Origin of the sequence: Longispora fulva (genome assembly GCF_015751905.1) — a bacterium.
GTDB lineage: Bacteria > Actinomycetota > Actinomycetes > Mycobacteriales > Micromonosporaceae > Longispora > Longispora fulva.
In genome coordinates this window covers 3055167-3078095 of the sequence record NZ_JADOUF010000001.1, presented here as the reverse complement: position 1 = coordinate 3078095, position 22929 = coordinate 3055167, and the positions used below count along the sequence as shown (strand labels likewise).

Sequence of the window (22929 nt, the reverse complement as noted above, 5' to 3'; positions counted from 1 at the left end):
GGCCAGTACAGTACCGGGATGGCGAGCCTCCGGGAGCAGATCGTCGCCGAACTCGGCGTCACCTCCACCATCGTGCCCAAGGTCGAGATCCGGCGACGGATCGACTTCCTCAAGGACTACCTGCGGTCGACCCCCGCCACGGGCTTCGTGCTCGGCATCAGCGGCGGTCAGGACAGCGCGCTGGCGGGCAGGCTGTGCCAGCTGGCCAGCGAGGAACTGCGGGTGGAAGGAATCGAGGCCACCTTCGTGGCGGTGCGTCTGCCGTACGGGGTGCAGGCCGACGAGCACGACGCTCAGATCGCGCTGGACTTCATCCGGCCCGACCGGTCCGTCGCGGTGAACGTCAAGCCGAGTGTCGACGCCGTCGCCGCCGAGGCCGCGCGGGGACTGCGTGAGCTGCTGGGCGACGAGCCGGCGCTGCGGGACTTCGTGCGCGGCAACATCAAGGCCCGTGAGCGCATGGTGGTGCAGTACGCGATCGCCGGGCAGTTGAACCTGCTGGTCGTGGGCACCGACCACGCGGCGGAGGCGGTGACGGGCTTCTTCACCAAGTACGGCGACGGCGGGGTCGACATCACCCCGCTGACCGGGCTGACGAAGCGTCAGGGCGCCGCGTTGTTGCAGGACCTGGGCGCGCCGCCGAGCGTCTGGCGGAAGGTGCCGACCGCCGATCTCGAGGACGACCGGCCCGCGCTGCCCGACGAGGTGGCACTCGGGCTGACGTACTCCCAGATCGACGACTATCTGGAAGGCGTCGACGTCGCGGTGGAGGTCGCGGCGCGGATCGAGTCGGTGTACGTCGCGACCCGACACAAGCGCGTCGTGCCGGTCACTCCGCTCGACACCTGGTGGCGCGGCTGATCTTCGTTCGCACGCCGAGGCTCTGACGACTGGCCGCATATACAAGCTACCTGTATATTCGGTTCATGAGTCAACCTCGTCGCGCAGCCATGCGCGAACCTTCCTATTTCGTGCTGGCCGCGCTGCTGCGCGAGTCCGGCCACGGCTATGTGATCATCCAGCGGGTGACCGAACTGTCCAACGGGCGGGTGAAGCTGGCCGCGGGAACCCTGTACTCGGTTCTCGACCGCCTCCTCGGTGAGCAGCTCATCACGGCTGTCGGTGAGGACATCGTCAACGGCCGGGCGCGCCGCTACTACGCCCTCACGGACACCGGCCGTGAGGCACTGGCCGCCGAGGCCGCCCGGATGGCCGAGGCAGCCCGGATCGTCACCGACCACGCTCCCGATCCGACCTCCGGCACGTCCCGGTCGGCCGGTTGGCTGGCACCCGGAGGGCTGCCCGCGTGAACGAGAGCCTGGAACGCCGGTACCGGAAGCTGCTGCGCGTCTACCCCGCCGACTACCGCCGCGAGCGGGGCGATGAGGTGCTCGACGTCCTGCTGGCCGGCGAGCCCGACCGGCGGTGGCCGAGCCCCAGGCAGGCCCATGCCCTGCTCCGGGGCGGTCTCAGGGTGCGCGCCGGGTCCACCACGCCCCGCCCGACCGCCACCGTCTGGTGGCAGGGCGTCCACCTGGCCGCGCTGGCGGTCCTCACCTACGCCGGCGCCTCCAGCGTCCGGCTGGCCCTCATGTGGATCGGCGGCCCGCCCGGAGTGGTGGATCTCCTTGCGGGGAAGCTGTACGGGCCGTACATCCGCGAGACGTGGCTGCCGCTGGGGTTGGCCCCCGCCGTCCTCCTCGTGGCGACCCTGGTCGCCCTGGTCGCGGGCTACGGCAGGGTGGCCGCGGTGCTGGCCGCGGCGGCCGGGGTCGTCCCCACCGTGCTGCAGTCGAACGACACCATCGAAAGGTCCCCGATGCTGTGGTTCGTGTGGTGGGGACCGGCCCTGGCCGTGATCCTGATCGTCGCCAGTCTGCGTCGACCCGCCGACGTGCCCGCGGTCGGGCGCGGCACCGGTTGGCTACTCGTCGCCGCCACCGCCGGCACCACGCTCGTCCCGCGATGGGAACTGCCGCTGCCCCTGATCCTCGCCGCGGCCGCCCTCCTGTTGTCCGCGGTGCTGTGGTTGGGCTCCGCCGACCCCCGTATCCTCACCGCGCTCGCCGCACTGGCGTGCCTCAAGGTGCTCACCGAGATCGAGACCGACGGTCGCACGTACATCTGGATGGTGCACACCTACACGCCCGGCTACGGGATCGCCGCGACCGCACTCCTCATCGCCGCGGCCGTCCAGACCCGCCGCCACGCCCGCGTCTGACCCGGGCGTCGCCGGTGTCCGGGTGCGGTCTGTCCCGACTGCCGGATCGTGCACCTGTCCTGACCCCGGACGCCGGTCTGGTGAATCCTGTCCCAGGAGGAACCCAGGCCGGCGACCGCCGCTTGTGGACGGTGTCGCCAGGGTGTCCTCCGGGCCGCGTATCGCCGCACCGGACCGGGCGGTCTGCGGCCCGGTGTGTGTTGTCCCTAGTCAGCAGCGGAATGGGAACCTGACTAACGCCGGAGTTGCGAGAGTCTAACGCGGATGAAATCTCTTTCCAAAAAGGACAGGGTATCGTGGTCCATCGGGTGATGATCTTCACATCGGCGGTTGTTCGGTTGAAGCTGCGTGTCTTTCGCCACTAACGTTGATTCAGGGGCGGGTCCGCGATTCGGTCGGCCGTGAATGCCTCCGCGCACCGTTGGAGAAAACACATGACGAATCCGTTCGAGAACCCGGACGGCTCCTTTCTCGTGCTGGTCAACGACGAGGGGCAGCACTCACTGTGGCCGGAGTTCATCGACATGCCCGCAGGATGGACCGTGGTCAGCGGCCCTGACAGCCGCCAGAGCTGCCTGGACTATGTCGAGGAGAACTGGAAGGACCTGCGTCCCCGCAGCCTGATCGAGTCCATGTCGGAGTAGCTCGGAGTTCATGCTGCACAACGCGGGGGAGTCGTTCACGTGAATAACGGTTACGCGTTACTTTCTTCGAGCACCATTGCCCGCCTTTTCGAGGCCGAGGTGGCGCGGACACCGGATTCCACGGCCCTGGTGTACGAGCGATTCTCATTGACGTACGCCGAACTGGACGCCGATGCCAATCGCCTCGCGCACCACCTGATCGCACTCGGCCTCGGTGCCGAGGATCTGGTGGCCCTCGCGTTGCCCCGCTCGCCGGACCTGGTCGTCGCGATGCTCGCCGTCCTCAAGGCCGGCGCCGCCTACCTGCCGGTCGACCCCGCCTATCCGGCGGAGCGGATCGCCTACCTGCTCGACGACGCCCGGCCGGCGCTGGTCCTGACGACCGCCGCCGTGGACCTGCCCGCCCGGGGGCTGGCGACGGTTGTCCTCGACGCGCCCGGCGTCCTCGACGGCCGGCCCGCGCACCCGCCGACCGACGCCGACCGGCGGGTCCCGGCCCGGCCCGGGCACCCCGCCTACGTCATCTACACGTCCGGGTCCACCGGCCGCCCCAAGGGCGTGCTGGTGTCCCACGTCGGCGTCGGGAGCCTCGTGCGCACCCAAACCGCCGTGCTCGACGTCGACCGGTCCAGCCGGGTGCTCCAGTTCGCGTCGCCGAGCTTCGACGCCGCGTTCTTCGAGCTGGCCCTGGCCCTGCTCACCGGCGCGACCCTCGTTCTGGCACCACCCGAGCGGCTGGCGCCGGGCGAGCCGCTCGCGCAGCTGCTCGCCGAGCAGCGGATCACCCACACCCTGCTGCCGCCGATCGCGTTGACCGTGATGGACCCCGCGGAACTGACCGGGCTGCGGACCCTCGTCGTCGGCGGCGAGGCCACCCCCGGAGAGTTGGTCGCCCGGTGGGCGCCCGGCCGGACCATGGTCAACGCCTATGGGCCGACCGAGACCACCGTCGTCGCGACGATGAGCGGCCCGCTCGCGGGCGCCGGCGACCCGCCGATCGGCCGGGCCGTGCGCGACACCGAGGTGTACGTGCTGGACGCCGCCCTGCGACCCGTGCCCGACGGCGTCGACGGCGAGCTGTACGTGTCCGGGGCCGGCCTCGCCCGCGGCTACCTCGGCCGCGCCGCGCTCACCGCCGAGCGGTTCGTGGCGTGCCCGGCACGTCCCGGGGCCCGGATGTACCGGACCGGTGACGTCGTCCGCCGCCTCCCCGACGGGCAGCTGCACTTCGTCGGCCGGGCCGACGACCAGGTGAAGGTGCGCGGCTTCCGGATCGAGCTGGGCGAGGTGGCGTCCGCGCTGCTGGCGGACCCCTCGGTCGGGCAGGCCGCCGCCGTGGTGCGCGGGGACGGCCCGGCGGGCAAGCGGCTCGTCGGGTACGTGGTCGCCGCCCCCGGCTCCGGGCTGCGACCCGAGGAGTTGCGCGCCCGGCTCGCCCGCTCGCTGCCCGAGCACCTGCTGCCGTCGGCGATCGTCGTGCTCGACGCCCTGCCGACGACCCCGAACGGGAAGGTCGACCGGGCCGCGTTGCCCGCGCCGGAGGTGGACGGGGCGGGGACCGCGCCGCGTACCCCGATGGAAAGTGTCCTTTGTGACCTGGTGGCCGGGGTCCTGGGCCTGCACGCCGTGGGGGTCGACGCGAGTTTCGTGCACCTCGGCGGCGACAGCATCACGGCGATCGACCTCGTCGGCCGGGCCCGCCGGGCCGGGTTCGTCCTGACCGTCCGCGACGTGCTGCGCGAGCCGAGTGTCGCGGCGCTCGCCGCGGCCGCCGCGCCGGTCGGGTCCGCGACGGAGTCCGCCCCGGACGACGGGACGGGCCCGGTGGCGTTGACCCCGATCATGCACTGGCAGCGCGACCGCGGCGGCCCCCTGGACACCTTCAACCAGTCGATGGTGCTGCGCGCCCCGGCCGGCCTGACCCTGGGCGGTCTCGTCGAGATGGTGCGGGCCGTCCTCGACCGCCACGACGTCCTGCGGATGCTGTGGACCGGCGGGTCCGACGACCTGCTGGTCGCGCCGACCGGGACCGGGGCCGCCGACTGCGTGTCGCGGGTCGACGCCGCCGGCGTGACGGGTCCGGAGCTGGCAGCCCTCGTCCAGGACGGTATGGACGCCGCCCGCGACGAGCTGTCCCTCGCCGGGGGCGCGGTGCTGCGGGTCGTCTGGTTCGACGCCGGCTCCGACCGGCAGGGCCGCCTCGCCCTGGTCGTCAACCACTTCGCCGTGGACGGCGTCTCCTGGCGGATCCTCGCCGAGGACCTCGCGCGTGGCTGGGCGGCCGTCGCCGAGGGCCGGGTCCCCGAACTCGAGCCGGTCGGCACATCCTTCCGCCGCTGGTCGCGGCTCCTGGTCGACGACGCGCGCTCCGCCGCCCGGGTCGCGGAGCTGCCCGACTGGCGGCGGGTGGCCCAGGTCCGGCCGGCTTCGATCGGCCGCCGGCCGCTCGACCCGGCGCGCGACGTCGAGGACCGCGACCGGGTGCTGACCCTGACCCTGCCGGCGGCGGTCACCGAGCCCGTCCTGAGCACCGCCCCGGCCGTGTTCCACGCCGAGGTCAACGATGTGCTGCTCGCCGCCCTGGCTCTGGCCGTCGCCCGCTGGCAGGGCACCCGGGGCCGGCCGGGCCGGGACGTGCTCATCGACGTCGAGGGCCACGGCCGCGAGGACATCGTGGCCGGCCTGGACCTGTCGCGCACCGTCGGCTGGTTTACCACCAAGTTCCCCGTGCACCTGGACCTCGGCCCGGTGAACTGGGACGAGGTCGCCGCCGGAGGTCCCGCTGTCGGGGCGGCGCTCAAGACGGTCAAGGAGCGGCTGCGGGCGGTGCCGGGCAAGGGCATCGGCCACGGCCTGCTGCGGTACCTGAATCCGGACACCGCGCCGGTGCTCGCGGTGCGCGACCCGGAGCTGGGGTTCAACTACCTCGGCCGGTTCCGCGCCGGGCAGACGGCCGACTTCGCCCTGGCCCCCGAACGCGACGTGGCCCTCGACGACGCCGGTCCCGGGATGCCGATGTCGCACGCGGTGCTCGTCAACGCGGCCACCCACGACCACCCGGACGGCCCGGTGCTGACCGCGACCTGGACGTGGGCCGACGGGGTGCTCACCGCCGCTGAGGTCCGCGACCTGGCCGGGGCCTGGTTCACGATGCTCACCGCCGTGGCGGCGCACGCCGCCCGACCCGACGCCGGCGGCCTCACCCCGTCCGACCTCACCCTCACCTCGATCAGCCAGGCCGAGCTCGACGAACTCGAAGCCGAGCTGGCAGACCTCTAGACCCGACGGGGACCGCACATGACCACCAAGGCCACCATCGAGGACGTCCTGCCGCTCGCCCCGCTCCAGGAGGGCCTGTACTTCCACGCGGTGTACGAGCAGTCCTCGACCAACCTCTACGTGGTGCAGTTCCGCGTCGACGTGTCCGGTCCCCTCGACCGGGCGGCGTTGCGGGCCGCCGCGCAGGGCGTGGTCGACCGGCACGGCAGCCTGCGGACCAGTTTCCGGCTTCGCAAGTCGGGGGAGCCGATCCAGGTGGTCCGCCGCGACGTGCGGCTGGACTGGACCGAGGTGGACGGTGTCCCGGTCGCCGAGGCCACCGAGCGGGACTGGGAGTTGGGCCTGGACGTCGGGGCCGGTTCGCTGCTGCGCTTCACCCTGATCGGGGCGGGGCCGGGCGAGCACCGGCTGCTGTTGACCGTGCACCACCTGCTGATCGACGCTTGGTCGGGGGAGTTGCTGGTCCGGGAGCTGTTCGACCGGTACGCGGGGGTGGCCGTCCCGCCGCCCGCCGCCCGGTACCGCGACCACCTCGCGTGGCTGGACCGGCAGGACCGCCCGGCGGCAGAGGCTGCGTGGCGGGCGGCCCTCGACGGGCTGGACGGCCCGACGCTGGTGGCCCCGGGCGGCGCGCCGGCGGCCAGTTCCGACTCGTATGTGCTGACGTTGTCCACGGAGCGCAGTGCGGCGTTGCGCGAGCGTGCCCGGTCCTGCGGGGTCACCCTCAACACGGCGTGCCAGACGGCCTGGGCGGTGCTGCTCGGCCAGCTCACCGGGCGTGCTGACGTGGTGTTCGGGGCGGTGTCCAGTACCCGTCCGGCGGATCTGCCCGGCGCGGACGCCCTGGTGGGGCTGCTCGTCAACACGGTCCCGGTCCGGGTCCGGCTCGCCGCCGACGCGTCGCTGCGGTCGGTGCTGGCTGCGGTGCAGGACCAGCGCGTCGGCCTCCTCGACCACGATCACCTGGGGCTCGCCGCGATCGGGCGGGCGGCCGGTGTGGACGGCACCCTGTTCGACACGAGCGTCGTCTTCGAGAACCTGCCGGCGTTCGGCGCCGCGCCCTCGGCTCCCGGGCTCACGGTGCGCACGAGCGTCCGGGAGGCGGTGCACTACCCGTTGGCGCTGGCGGTCACGCCGGGGGACCGGATCGAGCTGCGGGTGCACTACCGCGCCGACGCGTACGACCTGCCGGCCGCCGTCGCGGTCGCCGAGCGGCTCGGCCGGGTGCTCGACCAGCTCGCCGCCGACCCGGACCTGCCCGTCGGCCGGGTCGAGTTGCTGTCCGCCGCAGAGCGGGCCGAGATCTGCGACGTGTGGGGTGCCGCGCCGGCCGCCGTGCCGGTCACGACGTTGCCGGGGCTGTTCGGGGAGTGGGTCGCCGGTACCCCGAACGCTGTCGCTCTGGTCGAGGCCGGCGGCGAGGTCTCCTACGCGGAGCTGGACGCGCGGGCCGGCCGGCTGGCCGGGGCCCTCGCCGCCGCCGGGATCGGGCCGGAGGACGTCGTCGCGGTGGCCATGCCCCGGTCGGCGGACCAGGTCGCGGCGCTGCTGGCCGTGATGCGGGCCGGCGCGGCCTACCTGCCCGTGGACCCGTCCTATCCGCCGGAGCGGATCGATTTCATGCTGGCGGACTCGGGTGCCCGGCTCGTCGTGGACTCAGACTGGGTCGCCGCGCACGCCGCCGCGGAGCCCGCGCCGGACCGCTCCGTCCCGTCGGGCGCGGCCTACGTCATCTACACCTCCGGTTCCACCGGCCGGCCCAAGGGCGTCGCCGTGACCCACGCCGGCGTCGCGAGCCTCGTCGCCGCGCACCGGGAACGGCTGGGTGCCGACGCCGGCAGCCGGGTGCTCCAGTTCGCCTCGCCGAGTTTCGACGCCGCCGTGTGGGAGCTGTGCATGGCGTTGGGTTCCGGCGGCACCCTCGTGCTCGCCGAGTCCGAGCGGCTGCGGGCCGGTGCGCCGCTGGTGGCGCTGGTCGCCGAGTACGGCGTCACGCATGCGACCCTCCCGCCGGCCGTGTTGGCCGTGCTGTCCCCGGAGGATCTGCCCACGGTCACGACCCTGGTCACGGCGGGCGAGGCGCTGCCGGCGGAGCTCGCCGCCCGCTGGGCTCCGGGCCGGCGGCTCGTCAACGCCTACGGGCCGACCGAGAGCACGGTCTGCGCGACCATGAGCGCGCCGTTGGCCGCCGACGGCTCCGTGCCGCCGATCGGCACCCCCGTGACGAACTTCCGGGTGTACGTCCTGGACGCCGCCCTGCGGCCCGTGCCGGCTGGCGTGATCGGCGAGCTGTACGTGGCCGGCCCCGGTGTCGCCCGCGGCTACCTCGGCCGGCCGGCGCTGACCTCGGAGCGGTTCGTGGCCTGCCCGTTCGGCGGGCCGGGGAGCCGGATGTACCGGACGGGTGACCTCGCCCGCTGGTCCGCCGGCGGCGAGCTGCTGTTCGGCGGCCGGGCCGACACGCAGGTGAAGATCCGCGGCTTCCGGGTCGAACCCGGCGAGGTCGAGGCCGTCCTGAGTGGACATCCGGACGTGACCCAGACCGCGGTGGTGGTCCGGGAGGATGTGCCGGGCGACCGGCGGCTCGTGGCGTACGCGGTCACCGGCACCGTGCCGGCCGAGTTGCGGGACTGGCTCGCCGACCGGCTGCCCGCGTACCTCGTGCCGAGCGCCGTTGTGGCCCTCGACGCGCTGCCGTTGACCCCCAACGGGAAGGTCGACCAGCGGGCCCTGCCGGCCCCGGACCTGACCACCGCCGCGCAGGCCCCGCGCACGGCGCGCGAGGAGATCCTCGCCGGCCTGTTCGCGGAGCTGCTCGGCGTGGCGGCCGTCGGCGCGCACGACGACTTCTTCGCCATCGGGGGCCACTCGCTACTCGCGACCCGCCTGGTGAGCCGGATCCGGACCACCCTCGGCGTGGAGCTGCCGGTGCGGGCCGTGTTCGGGTCGCCGACCCCGGCCGGGCTGGCCCGGGCCGCCGACGCCGCCGGCCGGCCCCGCCCCGTGCTGACCACCGCCGTGCGGCCGGAGCCGCTGCCGCTGTCGGCGGCCCAGCGCCGGCTGTGGTTCCTGGACACCCTGGACGGGCCGAGCTCGACGTACCACATGCCGGTCGCCCTGCGGCTGCGCGGCCCGGTGGACCTCGCGGCGCTGGAGGCGGCGCTGGGGGACGTCGTGGCCCGGCACGAGAGCCTGCGCACCGTGTTCCCGGATGTGGACGGCGAGCCCCGGCAGCTGGTCCTCGACGCGTTCCGGCCCGCTCTGGCCACTGTCGACGTCGGCGCCGACGACCTGGCCGGGGCGTTGGCCTCAGCCGTGCGGACCCCGTTCGACCTGGCCGCGCAGCCGCCGGTGCGGGCCACGGCGTTCCGGGTCGGTCCGGACGAGCTCGTGCTGCTCGTGCTCGTGCACCACATCGCCGGCGACGGCTGGTCGGTCGGGCCGCTGGCCGCCGACCTGTCCGCGGCGTACGCGGCCCGCGCCGCCGGCTCCGCCCCGTCCTCGGCCCCGTTGGCGGCCCAGTACGCCGACTACACCCTCTGGCAGCGTGACCTGCTCGGCGACGAGGTGGACCCGGAGAGCCTCGCGCACGAGCAGCTCGCGTACTGGCGCTCGGCCCTCGACGGTGTGCCCGCCCGTCTCGCCCTGCCCTTCGACCGGCCGGCGCCCGCCGTGCCGAGCCACCGGGGCGGCACGATCGAGTTCACCCTTCCGGCCGCCGCGCATCGGGGTCTGCTCGCTCTGGCCCGGGCCAACGGCGCGACCCTGTTCATGGTCGTGCAGGCCGGGCTCGCGGCCCTGCTGTCGCGGCTCGGCGCAGGTCACGACATCCCGATCGGCACCCCGGTCGCCGGTCGGCTCGACGAGGCCCTCGACGACCTGGTCGGCTTCTTCGTCAACACCGTCGTGCTGCGCGCCGACCTGGCCGGGGACCCCACCTTCGTCCAGCTGCTCGACCGGATCCGGCGGACGGACCTGGCCGCGTACGCGCATCAGGACCTGCCGTTCGAGCGGGTCGTCGAGGCGCTGGATCCGGATCGCTCGGCCGGCGGCACCCCGCTGTTCCAGGTGATGCTGGCCCCGCAGCCGTCCGGCCCGGCCGGGCTCGTCCTGCCCGGCGTCGACGTGGCCCGCGAGCCGCTGGAGTGGGAGACGTCGAAGTTCGACCTCACCGTGTGGTTCACGGAGGAGGAGGGCGGGCTCGCGTGCGTGCTGGAGTACGCCGCCGACCGCTTCGACCACGGCACCGCCCGTTCCCTCGCCGACCGGCTGGTCCGCGTACTGGAGCAGGCCGTCGCCGATCCCGGTACCCGGCTCGGCGCGCTCGACGTGCTCGCTCCGGGCGAGCGGGACCGGATCCTCCTCGACTGGAACGACACCGCCGCCCCGGTGCCGCAGGGCACCCTGCCGGCGCTGTTCGCGGCCCAGGTCGCGCGCACCCCCGACGCGGTCGCGCTCGTGGCCGGTGCCGAGTCCCTGACGTACGCGGCCCTCGACGCGCGCGCGAACCGGCTCGCCGGCCGGCTGGCCGACCTCGGCGTGGGCCCCGAGACCCCGGTCGCCGTGCTGATGTCGCGCTCCGCGGAACTCGTGACGGCGCTGCTCGCCGTCGTCAGGGCCGGCGGGGTCTACGTGCCGCTGCACCCGGACTTCCCGGCGGCCCGGCTCAGCCTGATCCTCGCGGAGACCGGTGCGCCGGTGCTGCTCGCCGACCCCGGGGCGGACGTGTCCTTCGAGCATGCCGCCGCGGTGCTCACGGTGGAGGCCGGCGACTACCCTGCCACGGTGCTCACGGTCGGGGCCGGCGATCGTCCCGCCGCCGCTCCGGGCGCGGTACTGACGGGTGACAACCTCGCGTACGTGATGCACACGTCCGGCAGCACCGGCGTGCCCAAGGGCGTCGCCGTCACCCACGCCGACGTCGTCGCGCTGGCCACCGACCGGCGCTGGGACTCCGGTGCGCACGACCGGGTCCTGCTGCACTCGCCGCACTCCTTCGACGCGTCCACCTACGAGCTGTGGGTGCCGCTGCTGCGCGGCGGGACCGTGGTCGTGCTGCCCGCCGACCGCCGGGTGGACGCCGACGCGGTGGCAGAGGCTGTCGCCGGGCACGGTGTCACGGCCGCGTGGCTGACCGCCGCACTGTTCGATGTGGTCGTCGAGGACCGGCCGGGAAGCCTCGCCGGACTGCGCGAGGTGTGGACCGGCGGCGACGTGGTGCGCCCGGAGTCGGTGCGCCGCGCGCTCGCGGCGTGCCCGGGGCTGGTCGTGTGCGACGGGTACGGGCCCACCGAGAGCACCACCTTCGCCACCAGCCGCGCCTTCCGTTCCGTCGACGAGGTGGGCGGTGACCTGGTGCCGATCGGCCGGCCGCTGGACAACACGCGCGCCTACGTCCTGGACGCGGCGCTGCGCCCGGTGCCGGCGGGCGTCGTCGGCGAGCTGTATCTGGCCGGTGCGGGCCTGGCCCGGGGCTACCTCGGCCGGCCGGCGCTGACGGCCGAGCGGTTCGTGGCCTGCCCGTTCGGTGAGAGTGACCGGATGTACCGCACCGGTGACCTCGCCCGGTGGACGGGCGCGGGGGAGCTGGTGTTCGCCGGCCGGGTCGACGGGCAGGTGAAGCTGCGCGGGTACCGGATCGAGCTGGGCGAGGTCACCGCGGCCCTCGCCGACCATCCGGCCGTGGCGCACGCGACGGTCCTGGTCCGGGAGGACACCCCCGGCGACCGGCGTCTCGTCGGTTACGTCGTGCCCGGCCCCGCCGGGGCACCTGATCCGGAGGCGGTCCGGGCGCACGCCGCCGCGCGGCTGCCCGGGTTCATGGTTCCGGCCGCGGTGGTCGTCGTGGACGCGTTCGCGCTGACCAGCCAGGGCAAGCTCGACACTCGGGCGCTGCCCGCCCCGCATGCGCGCGCCGCGACCGGTTCCCGTGCGCCCCGCACCGCCGCGGAGGAGATCCTCGTCGGCCTGTTCGCCGAGGTGCTCGGCGTGCCGGCGGTCGGGATCGACGACGACTTCTTCGCGCTCGGCGGGCACTCGCTGCTCGCCACCCGCCTGGCGAGCCGGGCGCGGACCGCGCTCGGCGTCGAGCTGGGTGTGCGGCTGGTGTTCCAGTACCCGACCCCGGCCCGGCTCGCCGCCGCCGTCGCGGCCGCCAGCGGTCCGGCCCGCCCGGCGCTGTGCCCGACCGGCCGGCCGGAGCGGCTGCCGTTGTCGGCAGCCCAGCGCCGCCTGTGGTTCCTGCACACGTTCGACGGTCCGGGTTCGGCCTACAACCTGCCGATCGCGGTACGGCTGACCGGCGGACTGGACACCGACGCGCTCACGGCGGCGCTGGCCGACGTGACCGGCCGGCACGAGAGCCTGCGCACCGTGTTCGGGGAGGCCGGCGGGGAGCCGTACCAGAGGGTGCTGGACCCGGACCGGGCACGGCCCGCGCTGACGGTCGTCGACCCGGGCGGGGATCTGGCCGGGGCGCTGGCCTCGGCGGTGCGGGGCACGTTCGACCTCGCGGCGGAGCCGCCGCTGCGGGTGACCCTGTTCCGGGTCGCCGAGGGCGAGCATGTCCTGCTGCTCCTGCTGCACCACATCGCGTGCGACGGTTGGTCCGCGGCGCCCCTGGCCGCCGACCTGTCCGTCGCCTACGCGGCCCGGTCGCGCGGCGAGGTCCCACAGTGGACCGCGCTGCCGGTCCAGTACGCGGACTACACCCTCTGGCACCGTGACCTGCTCGGCGACGAGAACGATCCCGCGAGCCTCGCCGGTGGGCAGCTCGCGCACTGGCGGGACGCTCTCGCGGACCTGCCCGAGACGCTGGCGCTGCCCTACGACCGGCCCCGCCCGCCGGTGGCCTCGCACCGCGGCGGTCTGGTCGAGTTCGAGGTGGACGGCGCGCTGCACGGCGACCTGGTCCGGCTCGCCCACGGCCACGGCGCGACGCTGTTCATGGTGATGCAGGCCGGCCTGGCGCTGCTGCTGTCCCGGCTCGGCGCGGGCACGGACGTCCCGATCGGCACCCCGGTCGCCGGCCGGCTCGATGAGCGGCTCGACGACCTGGTCGGCTTCTTCGTCAACACCGTCGTGCTGCGCACCGACGTGTCGGGCGACCCGACGTTCGCGGAGCTGCTCGGCCGGGTCCGCGAGACGGCCCTGTCGGCGTACGCGCATCAGGATCTGCCCTTCGACCGGCTGGTCGAGACGCTGGCCCCGGCGCGTACCCCCGCGGTGAACCCGTTGTTCCAGGTGATGCTCGCCCCGCAGCAGGACACCGGTTCCGGTTTCGCGCTGCCGGGGCTCGCTGCCCGGCCCGAGCCGATCGGCTGGGACGCGGCGAAGTTCGATCTGACTCTCACGTTCACCGAGAGGGCCGATGGCGCGGGGCTGGCGTGCTCGCTGGAGTACGCGGCGGACCTCTTCGACCGCAGGACCGTAGTCACGGTCGCCGCGCGGCTGTTGTCGGTGCTGGCCCAGGCCGCCGCCGACCCGGCCGGCCGGGTGGAGGCGCTGTCGGTCGCCGAGCGGGGCCGGATCCTCGCGGACTGGAACCGCACCGGCACCGACGTGCCCGCCGCGACCCTGCCTGCATTGTTCGAGGCCGCGGTCGCGCGCACCCCGGACGCCGAGGCGCTCGCCTTCGCCGGCACCGCGGTGAGCTACGCCGAGCTCAACGGGCGAGCCAACCGGCTCGCCCGGGAGTTGGCCGGTCGCGGGATCGGGGCCGAGGATCTCGTCGCGTTGGCCCTGCCGCGGTCGGCGGACCTGATCGTCGCGATCCTCGCCGTGCTCAAGGCCGGCGCGGCGTACCTGCCCGTGGACCCGGACTACCCGGCGGAGCGGATCGCGTTCATGCTCGCCGACGCGGGCCCCGCCGTCGTGCTCGCCACGGCGGAGACCGCAGGAGCGCTGCCCGGGGACGCCCTGCTCCTCGACGGGTCCGGGTTCGCCGCACACTCCTCCGAGAACCTGTCCGATGTGGACCGTGTTCGGCCGCTGGCCCTCGCCAACCCGGCGTACGTGATCTACACCTCCGGATCCACCGGCCGGCCCAAGGGCGTCGCCGTGACCCACACCGGCCTTGCGAGCATGGCCGAGGCGCACCGCCAGCGGCTGGGCCTGGACGGGGACAGCCGGCTGCTCCAGTTCGCCTCACCCAGCTTCGACACCGCCGTGTCCGAGTGGTGCCCGGCGCTGGTGTCCGGAGCCACCCTCGTCCTCGCGCCCCGCGACCGGATCATGCCCGGCGACCCGCTCGCCGAGGTCCTCGCCGAGCACCGGGTCACCCACCTCACGCTGCCGCCCGCGGCGCTCGCCGTGATGCCCGCCGGCTCGATGCCGACCGTGACGACCCTGCTGGTGGCCGGGGACGCGTCCTCGGCGGCGCTGGTCGAACGGTGGGCGGCGGGGCGCACGATGCTCAACGCGTACGGCCCGACCGAGACCACGGTCTGCGCCACGATGAGCGCGCCGTTGGCCCCGGCCGGGTCCGTGCCGATCGGCGGCCCGATCGCCGACGCCCGGGTGTACGTCCTCGACGCCCGGCTGCGGCCCGTGCCGCCCGGCGTGACCGGCGAGCTGTACATCGCCGGCGCCGGGGTGGCCCGCGGCTACCTGAACCGGCCGGCCCTGACCGCCGACCGCTTCGTGGCCTGCCCCTTCGGCGAGGCGGGCACCCGGATGTACCGCACCGGCGACCTCGCCCGTTGGTCGGCCGACGGCGAGCTGATGTTCGTGGGTCGGGCCGACAACCAGGTGAAGCTGCGCGGCTTCCGGATCGAACTCGGCGAGGTCGAGGCCGTGCTGTCCATCGACCCGGCGGTCGGGCAGGCCGTCGTGATCGTGCGCGAGGACCGGCCGGGCGACAAGCGCCTCGTCGGCTACGTCGTGCCCGCCGCCGACACCGCACCGGATCCAGCCGCCCTGCGCGGGCTCGTGGCCGCCCGGTTGCCCGAGTTCATGGTGCCCGCCGCCGTCGTCGTGCTCGACGCGCTGCCGCTGACCCCGAACCGCAAGGTGGACCGCGCCGCGCTGCCCGCTCCGGACTACGCGGCCGCAGGCTCCGCCCGGGCCGCGCGGACCCCGGTCGAGGAGATCCTCGTCGGACTGTTCGCCGAGGTCCTGCAGGTGCCCACGGTCGGCGTCGACGACGACTTCTTCGCCCTCGGCGGCCACTCCCTGCTCGCGACCCGGCTGACCAGCCGGATCCGCACCGCCCTGGGCGTCGAGCTGACCGTGCGGGCCCTGTTCCGGTCCCCGACCCCGGCCCGGCTGGCCGTGGCTCTCGCCGACGCCGAGGGCCGCACCCGGCCGGCGCTCGCGGCCCGCGACCTGCCCGACCCGCTGCCGCTGTCCGCGGCCCAGCGACGACTGTGGTTCCTGCACCGCCTGGAGGGGCCCAGCGCCACCTACAACGTGCCGCTCGCGCTGCGGCTGCGCGGCCCGGTCGACGTCGAGGCCCTGCGGTCCGCGCTGGCCGACGTCGTGGGCCGGCACGAGACGCTGCGCACGGTCTTCCCGGAGTCCGGCGGGGAACCCACCCAACGGGTACTCCCGCACGCCGCCCCCCGCCTCGACGTGCGCGCCGTGGCCGACGAGGCCGAACTGTCCCGGGAGCTGTCCGCCGCCGCCCGGCACACGTTCGACATCGTCGCCGACCTGCCGGTGCGCGGCTGGCTGTTCCGGCTCGCCGACGAGCACAGCGTGCTGCTGCTCCTGACGCATCACATCGCCGCCGACGGCTGGTCGGTGGGGCCGCTGTCGCGGGACCTGTCGGCCGCGTACGCCGCCCGGCTCGCCGGAGCGGCCCCGACCTGGACGCCGCTGCCGGTGCGGTACGCCGACTACACCCTCTGGCAGCGCGACCTCCTCGACGGGGTGTCGGCCCCGCAGCTCGACTACTGGCGCGCGGCGCTCGCCGGTGCGCCCGAGGAGCTGGCGCTGCCGTACGACCGGCCCCGGCCCGCGACCCCGTCCTACCGGGGCGACTTCGTCGCGTTCGAGCTGTCGCCGGCCCTGCGCGACGGCCTGCTCCGGCTCGCCCGGGACCGCGACGCGACCCTGTTCATGGTGTTGCAGGCCGGACTGGCGGCACTGCTGTCGCACCTGGGCGCGGGCCAGGACATCCCGCTCGGCAGTCCGATCGCAGGCCGGCTGGACGAGGCGCTCGACGACCTGGTCGGGTTCTTCGTCAACACTCTGGTCCTGCGTACCGACCTGTCCGGGGATCCGACGGTCGCGGAGCTGGTCGACCGGGTCCGCGAGACCGACCTGGGCGCCTACGCCCACCAGGACATCCCGTTCGAGCGGCTCGTCGACGCGCTGGAGCCGACCCGGTCCATGAGCCGGCATCCGCTGTTCCAGGTCATGTTCACGCTGCAGAACGGGGTCCGGCCCGAGTTCGCCCTGCCGGGTCTGGCCACCGAGCCCGAGCTCGTCGGTTCGGGCACGGCCAAGTTCGATCTGTGGTTCGCGATGAGCGAGGAGCCCACCGGCGTCGCCGGGGTCGCCGAGTACTCGACCGACCTGTTCGACCGGGAGTCCGTGCGCACCATCGTGGACCGCTACGTCCGGGTGCTCGAACAGGTCGTCGCCAACCCCGACCGGCCCGTGAGCGGCCTGGACGTGCTGTCCGCCGACGAACGGCGTCAGGTCGCGGAAGCCTGGAACTCGACCGGCGAGTCGTATCCGGAGGCGAGCGTCGCCGAGTTGTTCGAGGCCCGGGCGGCGTTGCACCCCGACGCGGTCGCGGTGCTGTTCGGCGCGGAGAGCCTCACGTACGGGCGGCTCAACGCCCGGTCCAACCGGGTCGCCCGCCGGCTCGTCGCCCTGGGTGCCGGACCGGGGGACACCGTGGCCCTGGCGCTGCCCCGCTCGAGCACCCAGCTCGTCGCCCTGCTCGGCGTCCTCAAGGCCGGGGCCGGCTACCTGCCGGTGGACCCCGACTACCCGGCCGAGCGGATCGCGTTCATGCTCGCCGACGCCGATCCCGTGCTCGTGCTGGACGATCCGGCGCTGGAGGACGCTGCCGCCCGGTACCCGGAAAGTGATCTGACCGACGACGACCGGTTGCGGCCCACCGACCCGCGGCATCCCGCCTACGTGATCTACACGTCCGGCTCGACCGGACGGCCCAAGGGCATCGCCATGCCCGGGGCCGGGCTCGTGAACCTGCTGACTTGGCACGCCCGCGCGCTGCCGGGCGGGCCGGGCCGGCGCACCGCCCAGTTCACGGCGCTCAGCTTCGACGTGTCGGTGCAGGAGATCCTGTCCACTCTGGTCTCCGGGCGCACCCTGTGCGTGCCCGCCGAGGAGACCCGCCGGGACGCGACCGCCCTGGTGGCCTGGCTCGCCGAGCACGAGGTCGACGAGCTGTTCGCGCCGAACCTGGTGATCGAGGCGATCGCTGAGGCCGCCGCAGATATCGGCGAGGACCTGCCGGCGCTCGTCGACGTGGCCCAGGCCGGCGAGGCGCTGCGGCTCACCGATCCGGTCCGACACTTCTTCGGTACCGGTGACCGCCGGCTGCACAACCACTACGGGCCGGCTGAGACGCATGTCGCGACGGCCTGGACCCTGCCGGCCCGGGTCGCCGACTGGCCCGAGCGTGTCCCGATCGGCACCCCGATCGCCAACACCCGCTGCCACGTCCTCGACGCCCGGCTACGGCCCGTGGCCCCCGGCGTGACCGGCGAGCTGTACCTGGCCGGGGCCGGCGTCGCCCTCGGCTACGTGCACCGCCCCGCTCTCACGGCGGAGCGGTTCGTGGCCGACCCGTTCGGAGCGCCCGGTGAGCGGATGTACCGCACCGGTGACCTGGCCCGCTGGACCGCAGACGGCCTGCTCGAGTTCGCCGGCCGCGCCGACCACCAGGTGAAGGTCCGGGGCTTCCGGATCGAGCTCGGCGAGATCGAGTCCGCGCTCACCGCGCACGAGGCCGTCACGAGCGCCGTCGTCCTGGCCCGCGAGGACCGGCCCGGCAACCCCCAGCTCGTCGGCTACGTCGTCGGCACCGCCCGCCCCGCCGAGCTGCGGGACTTCGTGGCCGGCCGGCTGCCCGAGTACATGGTGCCGTCGGCGGTCGTGGTCCTCGACGCGTTCCCGCTGACCCCGAACGGGAAGCTCGACCGCGCCGCCCTGCCGGCCCCGGACCGGGCGCATGCCGGCACCCGCGCGCCGCGCACGCCGGCGGAGGCGATCCTCACCGACCTGTTCGCCGAGGTGCTCGGCCTGCCCCGGGTCGGGGTGGACGAGGACTTCTTCGCCCTCGGCGGACACTCGCTGCTCGCCACCCGCCTGGTCAGCCGGATCCGGTCCACCCTCGGCGTCGAGGTCGCGGTCCGGACCCTGTTCCAGGCGCCCAGCCCGGCCCGGCTCGCCGCCGCCCTCGCGGAGGCCACCGGCCAGGTCCGGCCCGCGCTGCGGCCGGCGCCCCGGCCGGAGGTGGTGCCGCTGTCGGCGGCCCAGCGCCGGCTGTGGTTCCTGCACAAGCTGGAGGGGCCGACGGCGACCTACCACCTGCCGTTCGCCGTCCGGCTCGAAGGCGACCTCGACGTCGACGCGCTGCGGGCCGCGATCGTCGACCTCGTCGCCCGGCACGAGAGCCTGCGCACCGTGTTCCCCGAACACGAGGGGCAGCCCCGCCAGCACGTGCTCGACCCCGCCGACGTCGTCTGCGAGCTGTACCTGCGCGACGTCGACGAGGCCGCGCTGCCGGCCGCGCTGGCCGAGGCGAGCCGGGTCGGTTTCGACCTGGCCCACGACCTGCCCGTGCGGGCCACCCTGTTCGCCGTCTCGCCGGGGCGGCACGTCCTGCTGCTGCTCGTGCACCACATTGTCGCCGACGGCTGGTCGGTGGGGCCGCTGGCCGCGGACCTGTCCGCCGCGTACGCGGCCCGGCTCGACGGCGTCGCCGCACAGCTGCCCCCGCTGCCGGCGCAGTACGCCGACTACACCCGCTGGCAGGGCGAGCTGCTCGGCGACGAGCGCGACCCGGGCAGCCTCGCCAGCGAGCAGCTCGACTACTGGCGCAAGACCCTGGCGGGGGCGCCGGAGGAGCTGGCGCTGCCGTATGACCGGCCGCGGCCGGCCATCGCCTCGCACCGGGGCGCGATCGAGGAGTTCCACCTCGACGCGGATCTGCACGCAGCCCTGCTGCGTACCGCCCGGCAGGGCGACGCGACGCTGTTCATGGTGTTGCAGGCCGGGCTCGCGGGCCTGCTGTCCCGGCTGGGGGCCGGCGACGACGTCCCGATCGGAACGGCCGTCGCCGGCCGGCTCGACGACGCGCTCGACCACCTGGTCGGTTTCTTCGTCAACACCCTCGTGCTGCGCACCGACCTGTCGGGCCGGCCCAGCTTCGCGGGCCTGCTCGACCGGGTCCGCGAGGCCGACCTGGCCGCGTACGCCCACCAGGACATTCCCTTCGAGCAGCTCGTCGAGGCCGTGAACCCGACCAGGTCCATGTCCCGGCACCCGCTGTTCCAGGTGATGCTGACGTTGCAGAACACCGCGCCCGCCGGCTTCGACCTGCCTGGTCTCGCGGCCCGCCCGGAGCCGCTGGACTGGGAGATGGCGAAGTTCGACCTGAGCCTCGTCGTCGAGGAGCGCCAGCACCCCGACGGGAGCCCGGCGGGGCTGGCGTGCGCGCTGGAGTACGCCACGGACCTCTTCGACCGCGCGACCGTCGCCGCCGTCGCCGCCCGGCTTGGGGCCCTGCTCACCAAGGTCGCCGCCGATCCGGCCCTGCCGCTCGCCGAGCACGACCTGCTGTCGGCCGCCGAGCGCCGCGACGTGCTCACCGACTGGAACGCCACCGCCGCACCCGTCGGCCGGCACACCCTGCCGGAGCTGTTCGCCGCCCGGGCCGCCGAGACCCCTGCGGCCGTCGCGGTCACCGCCGACGACGCGGTGCTCAGCTACGCCGAACTCGACGCCCGCGCCCACCAGCTCGCCGCGCACCTCGCGGCGAGCGGCGTCGGCCCCGAGGACGTCGTCGCGCTCGCGCTGCCCCGCTCGGCGGCGATGGTGACCGCGCAGCTCGGCGTGGTCAAGGCCGGCGCGGCCTACCTGCCCGTGGATCCGTCGTACCCGGCCGAGCGGATCAGCTACCTGCTGGACGACTCCGCCGCCCGGCTCCTGATCACCGACACCGCCACCGCCGCCACCCTGCCCGCCGGCCTGGACCTGCCGATCCTGCTCCTGGACTCCCCGGACCCGGCGGCCCGGATCGGCGGGCGGTCGGACGCCGACCCGATCCGGCAGCCGTCCCCGGACAACCCCGCCTACGTCATCTACACGTCCGGGTCCACCGGCCGGCCCAAGGGTGTCGTGGTCACCCACGTCGGGTTGACCAGCCTGGCCTGGTTGTCGGCCGGCCGGTTGGGGATCACGGGGGACAGCCGGGTGCTGCAGTACGCCTCGCCCAGCTTCGACGCCGCGGTGTGGGAGACGTGGATGGCCCTGTTGTCCGGGGCGAACCTGGTGGTCGCGCCCGCCGACCGGCTCGCGGCCGGCGGTTCGCTGCCCGAGGTCGTCGACCGGCACGCGGTCACGCACGCCGTGCTGTCCCCTGCCCTGCTCGCGGTCACCCCCACCGGCTCCCTCGGCACGGTCCGCACCCTGGTCACCGGCGGCGATGTGTGCACGCCGGAGCTCGCGGCCCGCTGGTCGCCGGGGAGGGAACTGCTCAACGGGTACGGGCCGACCGAGTCCACCGTCTGCGCCGTGCTGAGCGGCCCCCTGACGGCCGACGGCGCCCCGCCGATCGGCCGGCCGGTGCCCAACACCCGGGCGTACGTCCTCGACGCCGACCTGCGGCCCGTGCCGCCCGGCGTCACCGGCGAGCTGTACCTGGCCGGCGACGGCCTGGCCCGCGGCTACCTGCACCGGCCGGGGCTGACCGCCGAACGGTTCGTGGCCTGCCCCTACGGTGAGGCGGGCGGGCGGATGTACCGCACCGGCGACCTGGCCCGCTGGCGCCCCGACGGCCAGCTGGTCTTCGCGGGCCGGGCCGACCTCCAGGTCAAGATCCGGGGCTTCCGGATCGAGCTCGGCGAGATCGAGAGCGCGCTGGCCGGGCACCCGGCCGTCGCCCAGGTGGCCGTCGTGGCCCGCGAGGACCGGCCCGGCGACCGCCAGCTCGTCGCCTACGTCGTGCCCACGGCCGACGGTGCCGCCGACCTGCGGGCGTACCTGGCCCGCCGGCTGCCCGAGCACATGATCCCGTCGGCGTTCCACACCCTCGCCGAGCTGCCGCTGACCCCGAACGGCAAGCTCGACGCCCGGGCGCTGCCTGCGCCGGACCGCGCCGACACCGGCCCGTCCCGGCCGCCGGCCACCCCGACCGAGCGGCTCGTCGCCGAACTGGTCGCCGAGGTGCTCGACGTCGCGTCCGTCGTCGCCGACGACGACTTCTTCGCGATCGGCGGGCACTCCCTGCTGGCCACCCGGCTGGTGGGCCTCCTGACGGCCCGGACCGGTGTGGCCCTGCCGCTGCGGGCCGTGTTCGACACCCGCACTGTCGCCGGGCTGGCCCAGGCGGTCGACGGCGACGGCGGCGCGGCGTCCACTGTGCACCGAGATATGCTCGCCGACACGGCGCTGCCCGCCACGATCGCGCCCTACCGGGCCGCCGACGCCAAGCCCCGGGTCCAGCCGGACCCGCGACACGTCCTGCTCACCGGGGCCAACGGGTTCCTCGGCGCGTTCCTGCTCGCCGAACTCCTGCGCACCGCGCCCCGAGCCCAGGTGACCTGCCTGGTCCGGGCCGCCGACGCCGACCGCGCGGCCGAGCGGATCGAGGCGAGCCTGCGCCGGTACCGGCTGTGGGACCCGGCCCTGCGCGACCGGATCACCGCCCTGCCCGGCGACCTCGAACTGCCCCGGCTCGGGCTGGGCGAGGAGGAATTCGCCGAGCTGGCCGAGCGGGTCGACGTGATCTACCACAACGGCGCCCGGGTGCACCTCGTCGACCCGTACCCCCGGATGCGGGCCGCCAACATCGGCGGCACGACCGAGATCCTCCGGATGTCACTCCTCGGCCGCGGCGTACCCGTGCACTACGTCTCCTCGTGCAGCACCCTGCTGTCGGGGCTGGAGAACCCGGAGGTGATCGGCGAGGACCGCCAGGTCACCGTCGACGCGGTGCCCGACAACGGGTACATGCAGAGCAAGTGGGTCGCCGAGCAGCTCGTCAAGGCCGCGGCGGCCCGGGGCCTGCCCGTCGCGATCTACCGCCCGGGCCGGGTCACCGGACACAGCGGCACCGGAGCGGCCGGCGACGCCGACGCGTTCTGGCACTACATCCGCGCCTGCGTGGAGCTGGGCGTCGCCCCGGTGTGGACGGACGGCCAGCTCTATGAGGTGGACCTGGTGCCCGTCGACTACGTCACCGCAGCCATCGTCCGGCTGAGCCGGGAGCTGGAGCCGGACGGCACAGCGTACAACCTGATCAACGCGGTCCGGACCCGGTCGGAGGCCGTGCTGCGCCGGGTCGAGCGGCTCGGCCACGCCGTGCGCCGGGCCTCGCCGGGGGAGTGGGAGGCGGAGCTGGTGGCCGCCGTGCCGCACGCCGTCGAGGGTAGTTCCCTGCCGCCGGTCGCGATGCTGACCAGCAACGTGGAGGACAAGGAGAGCAGCCTAGGCAACCGCTTCGACGACGCCAACGCCCGGCGCGGGCTGGCCGGGACGGGGGTGGCCTGCCCGGTCATCGATGACGGGGTGATCGACCGCTACCTGGCGTTCTTCGCGGAGATCGGCTTCCTCCCTGGAGAGTGATGCCTCCGTGGTGTG

6 protein-coding genes are annotated in these 22929 nt (G+C 74.6%); all 6 read left to right on the top strand.

The window, feature by feature from the left end:
• Positions 1 to 18: 18 nt before the first annotated feature.
• Entirely contained in the window at positions 19 to 861 is an 843-nt protein-coding gene (gene nadE / locus IW245_RS13500) for an NAD(+) synthase (RefSeq protein ID WP_197003524.1), read from the top strand.
• A 65-nt stretch (positions 862 to 926) separates the two neighbouring features.
• On the top strand, positions 927 to 1310 hold the full coding sequence (locus tag IW245_RS13495) for a PadR family transcriptional regulator (RefSeq protein ID WP_231398795.1): 384 nt from the start codon (positions 927 to 929) through the stop codon (positions 1308 to 1310).
• A complete protein-coding gene (locus IW245_RS13490) occupies positions 1307 to 2221 on the top strand; it encodes a serine/threonine-protein kinase (RefSeq protein ID WP_197003523.1) in 915 nt (304 codons plus the stop codon). Before IW245_RS13495 ends, IW245_RS13490 begins: the two co-directional genes overlap by 4 nt.
• A gap of 434 nt (positions 2222 to 2655) precedes the next feature.
• Positions 2656 to 2865: an MbtH family protein gene (locus tag IW245_RS13485; protein ID WP_197003522.1), complete on the top strand. Its 210-nt coding sequence runs from the start codon at positions 2656 to 2658 to the stop codon at positions 2863 to 2865.
• A 39-nt stretch (positions 2866 to 2904) separates the two neighbouring features.
• The gene (locus tag IW245_RS42185) at positions 2905 to 6144 is read left to right on the top strand and encodes a non-ribosomal peptide synthetase (protein ID WP_307788884.1); all 3240 of its coding nucleotides are present in this window, start codon (positions 2905 to 2907) and stop codon (positions 6142 to 6144) included.
• An 18-nt stretch (positions 6145 to 6162) separates the two neighbouring features.
• Positions 6163 to 22914 carry a non-ribosomal peptide synthase/polyketide synthase gene (locus IW245_RS13475; RefSeq protein WP_197003520.1) on the top strand — a complete coding sequence of 5584 codons (16752 nt, stop codon included), beginning with the start codon at positions 6163 to 6165 and terminating at the stop codon, positions 22912 to 22914.
• Positions 22915 to 22929 lie beyond the last annotated feature (15 nt).

Bases quoted from the DNA above. Each gene is read 5' to 3' on its own strand.
- IW245_RS13475 (WP_197003520.1), top strand. From the start codon at position 6,163: ATGACCACCAAGGCCACCATCGAGGACGTCCTGCCGCTCGCCCCGCTC.
- nadE (WP_197003524.1), top strand. From the start codon at position 19: ATGGCGAGCCTCCGGGAGCAGATCGTCGCCGAACTCGGCGTCACCTCC.
- IW245_RS13495 (WP_231398795.1), top strand. From the start codon at position 927: ATGAGTCAACCTCGTCGCGCAGCCATGCGCGAACCTTCCTATTTCGTG.
- IW245_RS13485 (WP_197003522.1), top strand. From the start codon at position 2,656: ATGACGAATCCGTTCGAGAACCCGGACGGCTCCTTTCTCGTGCTGGTC.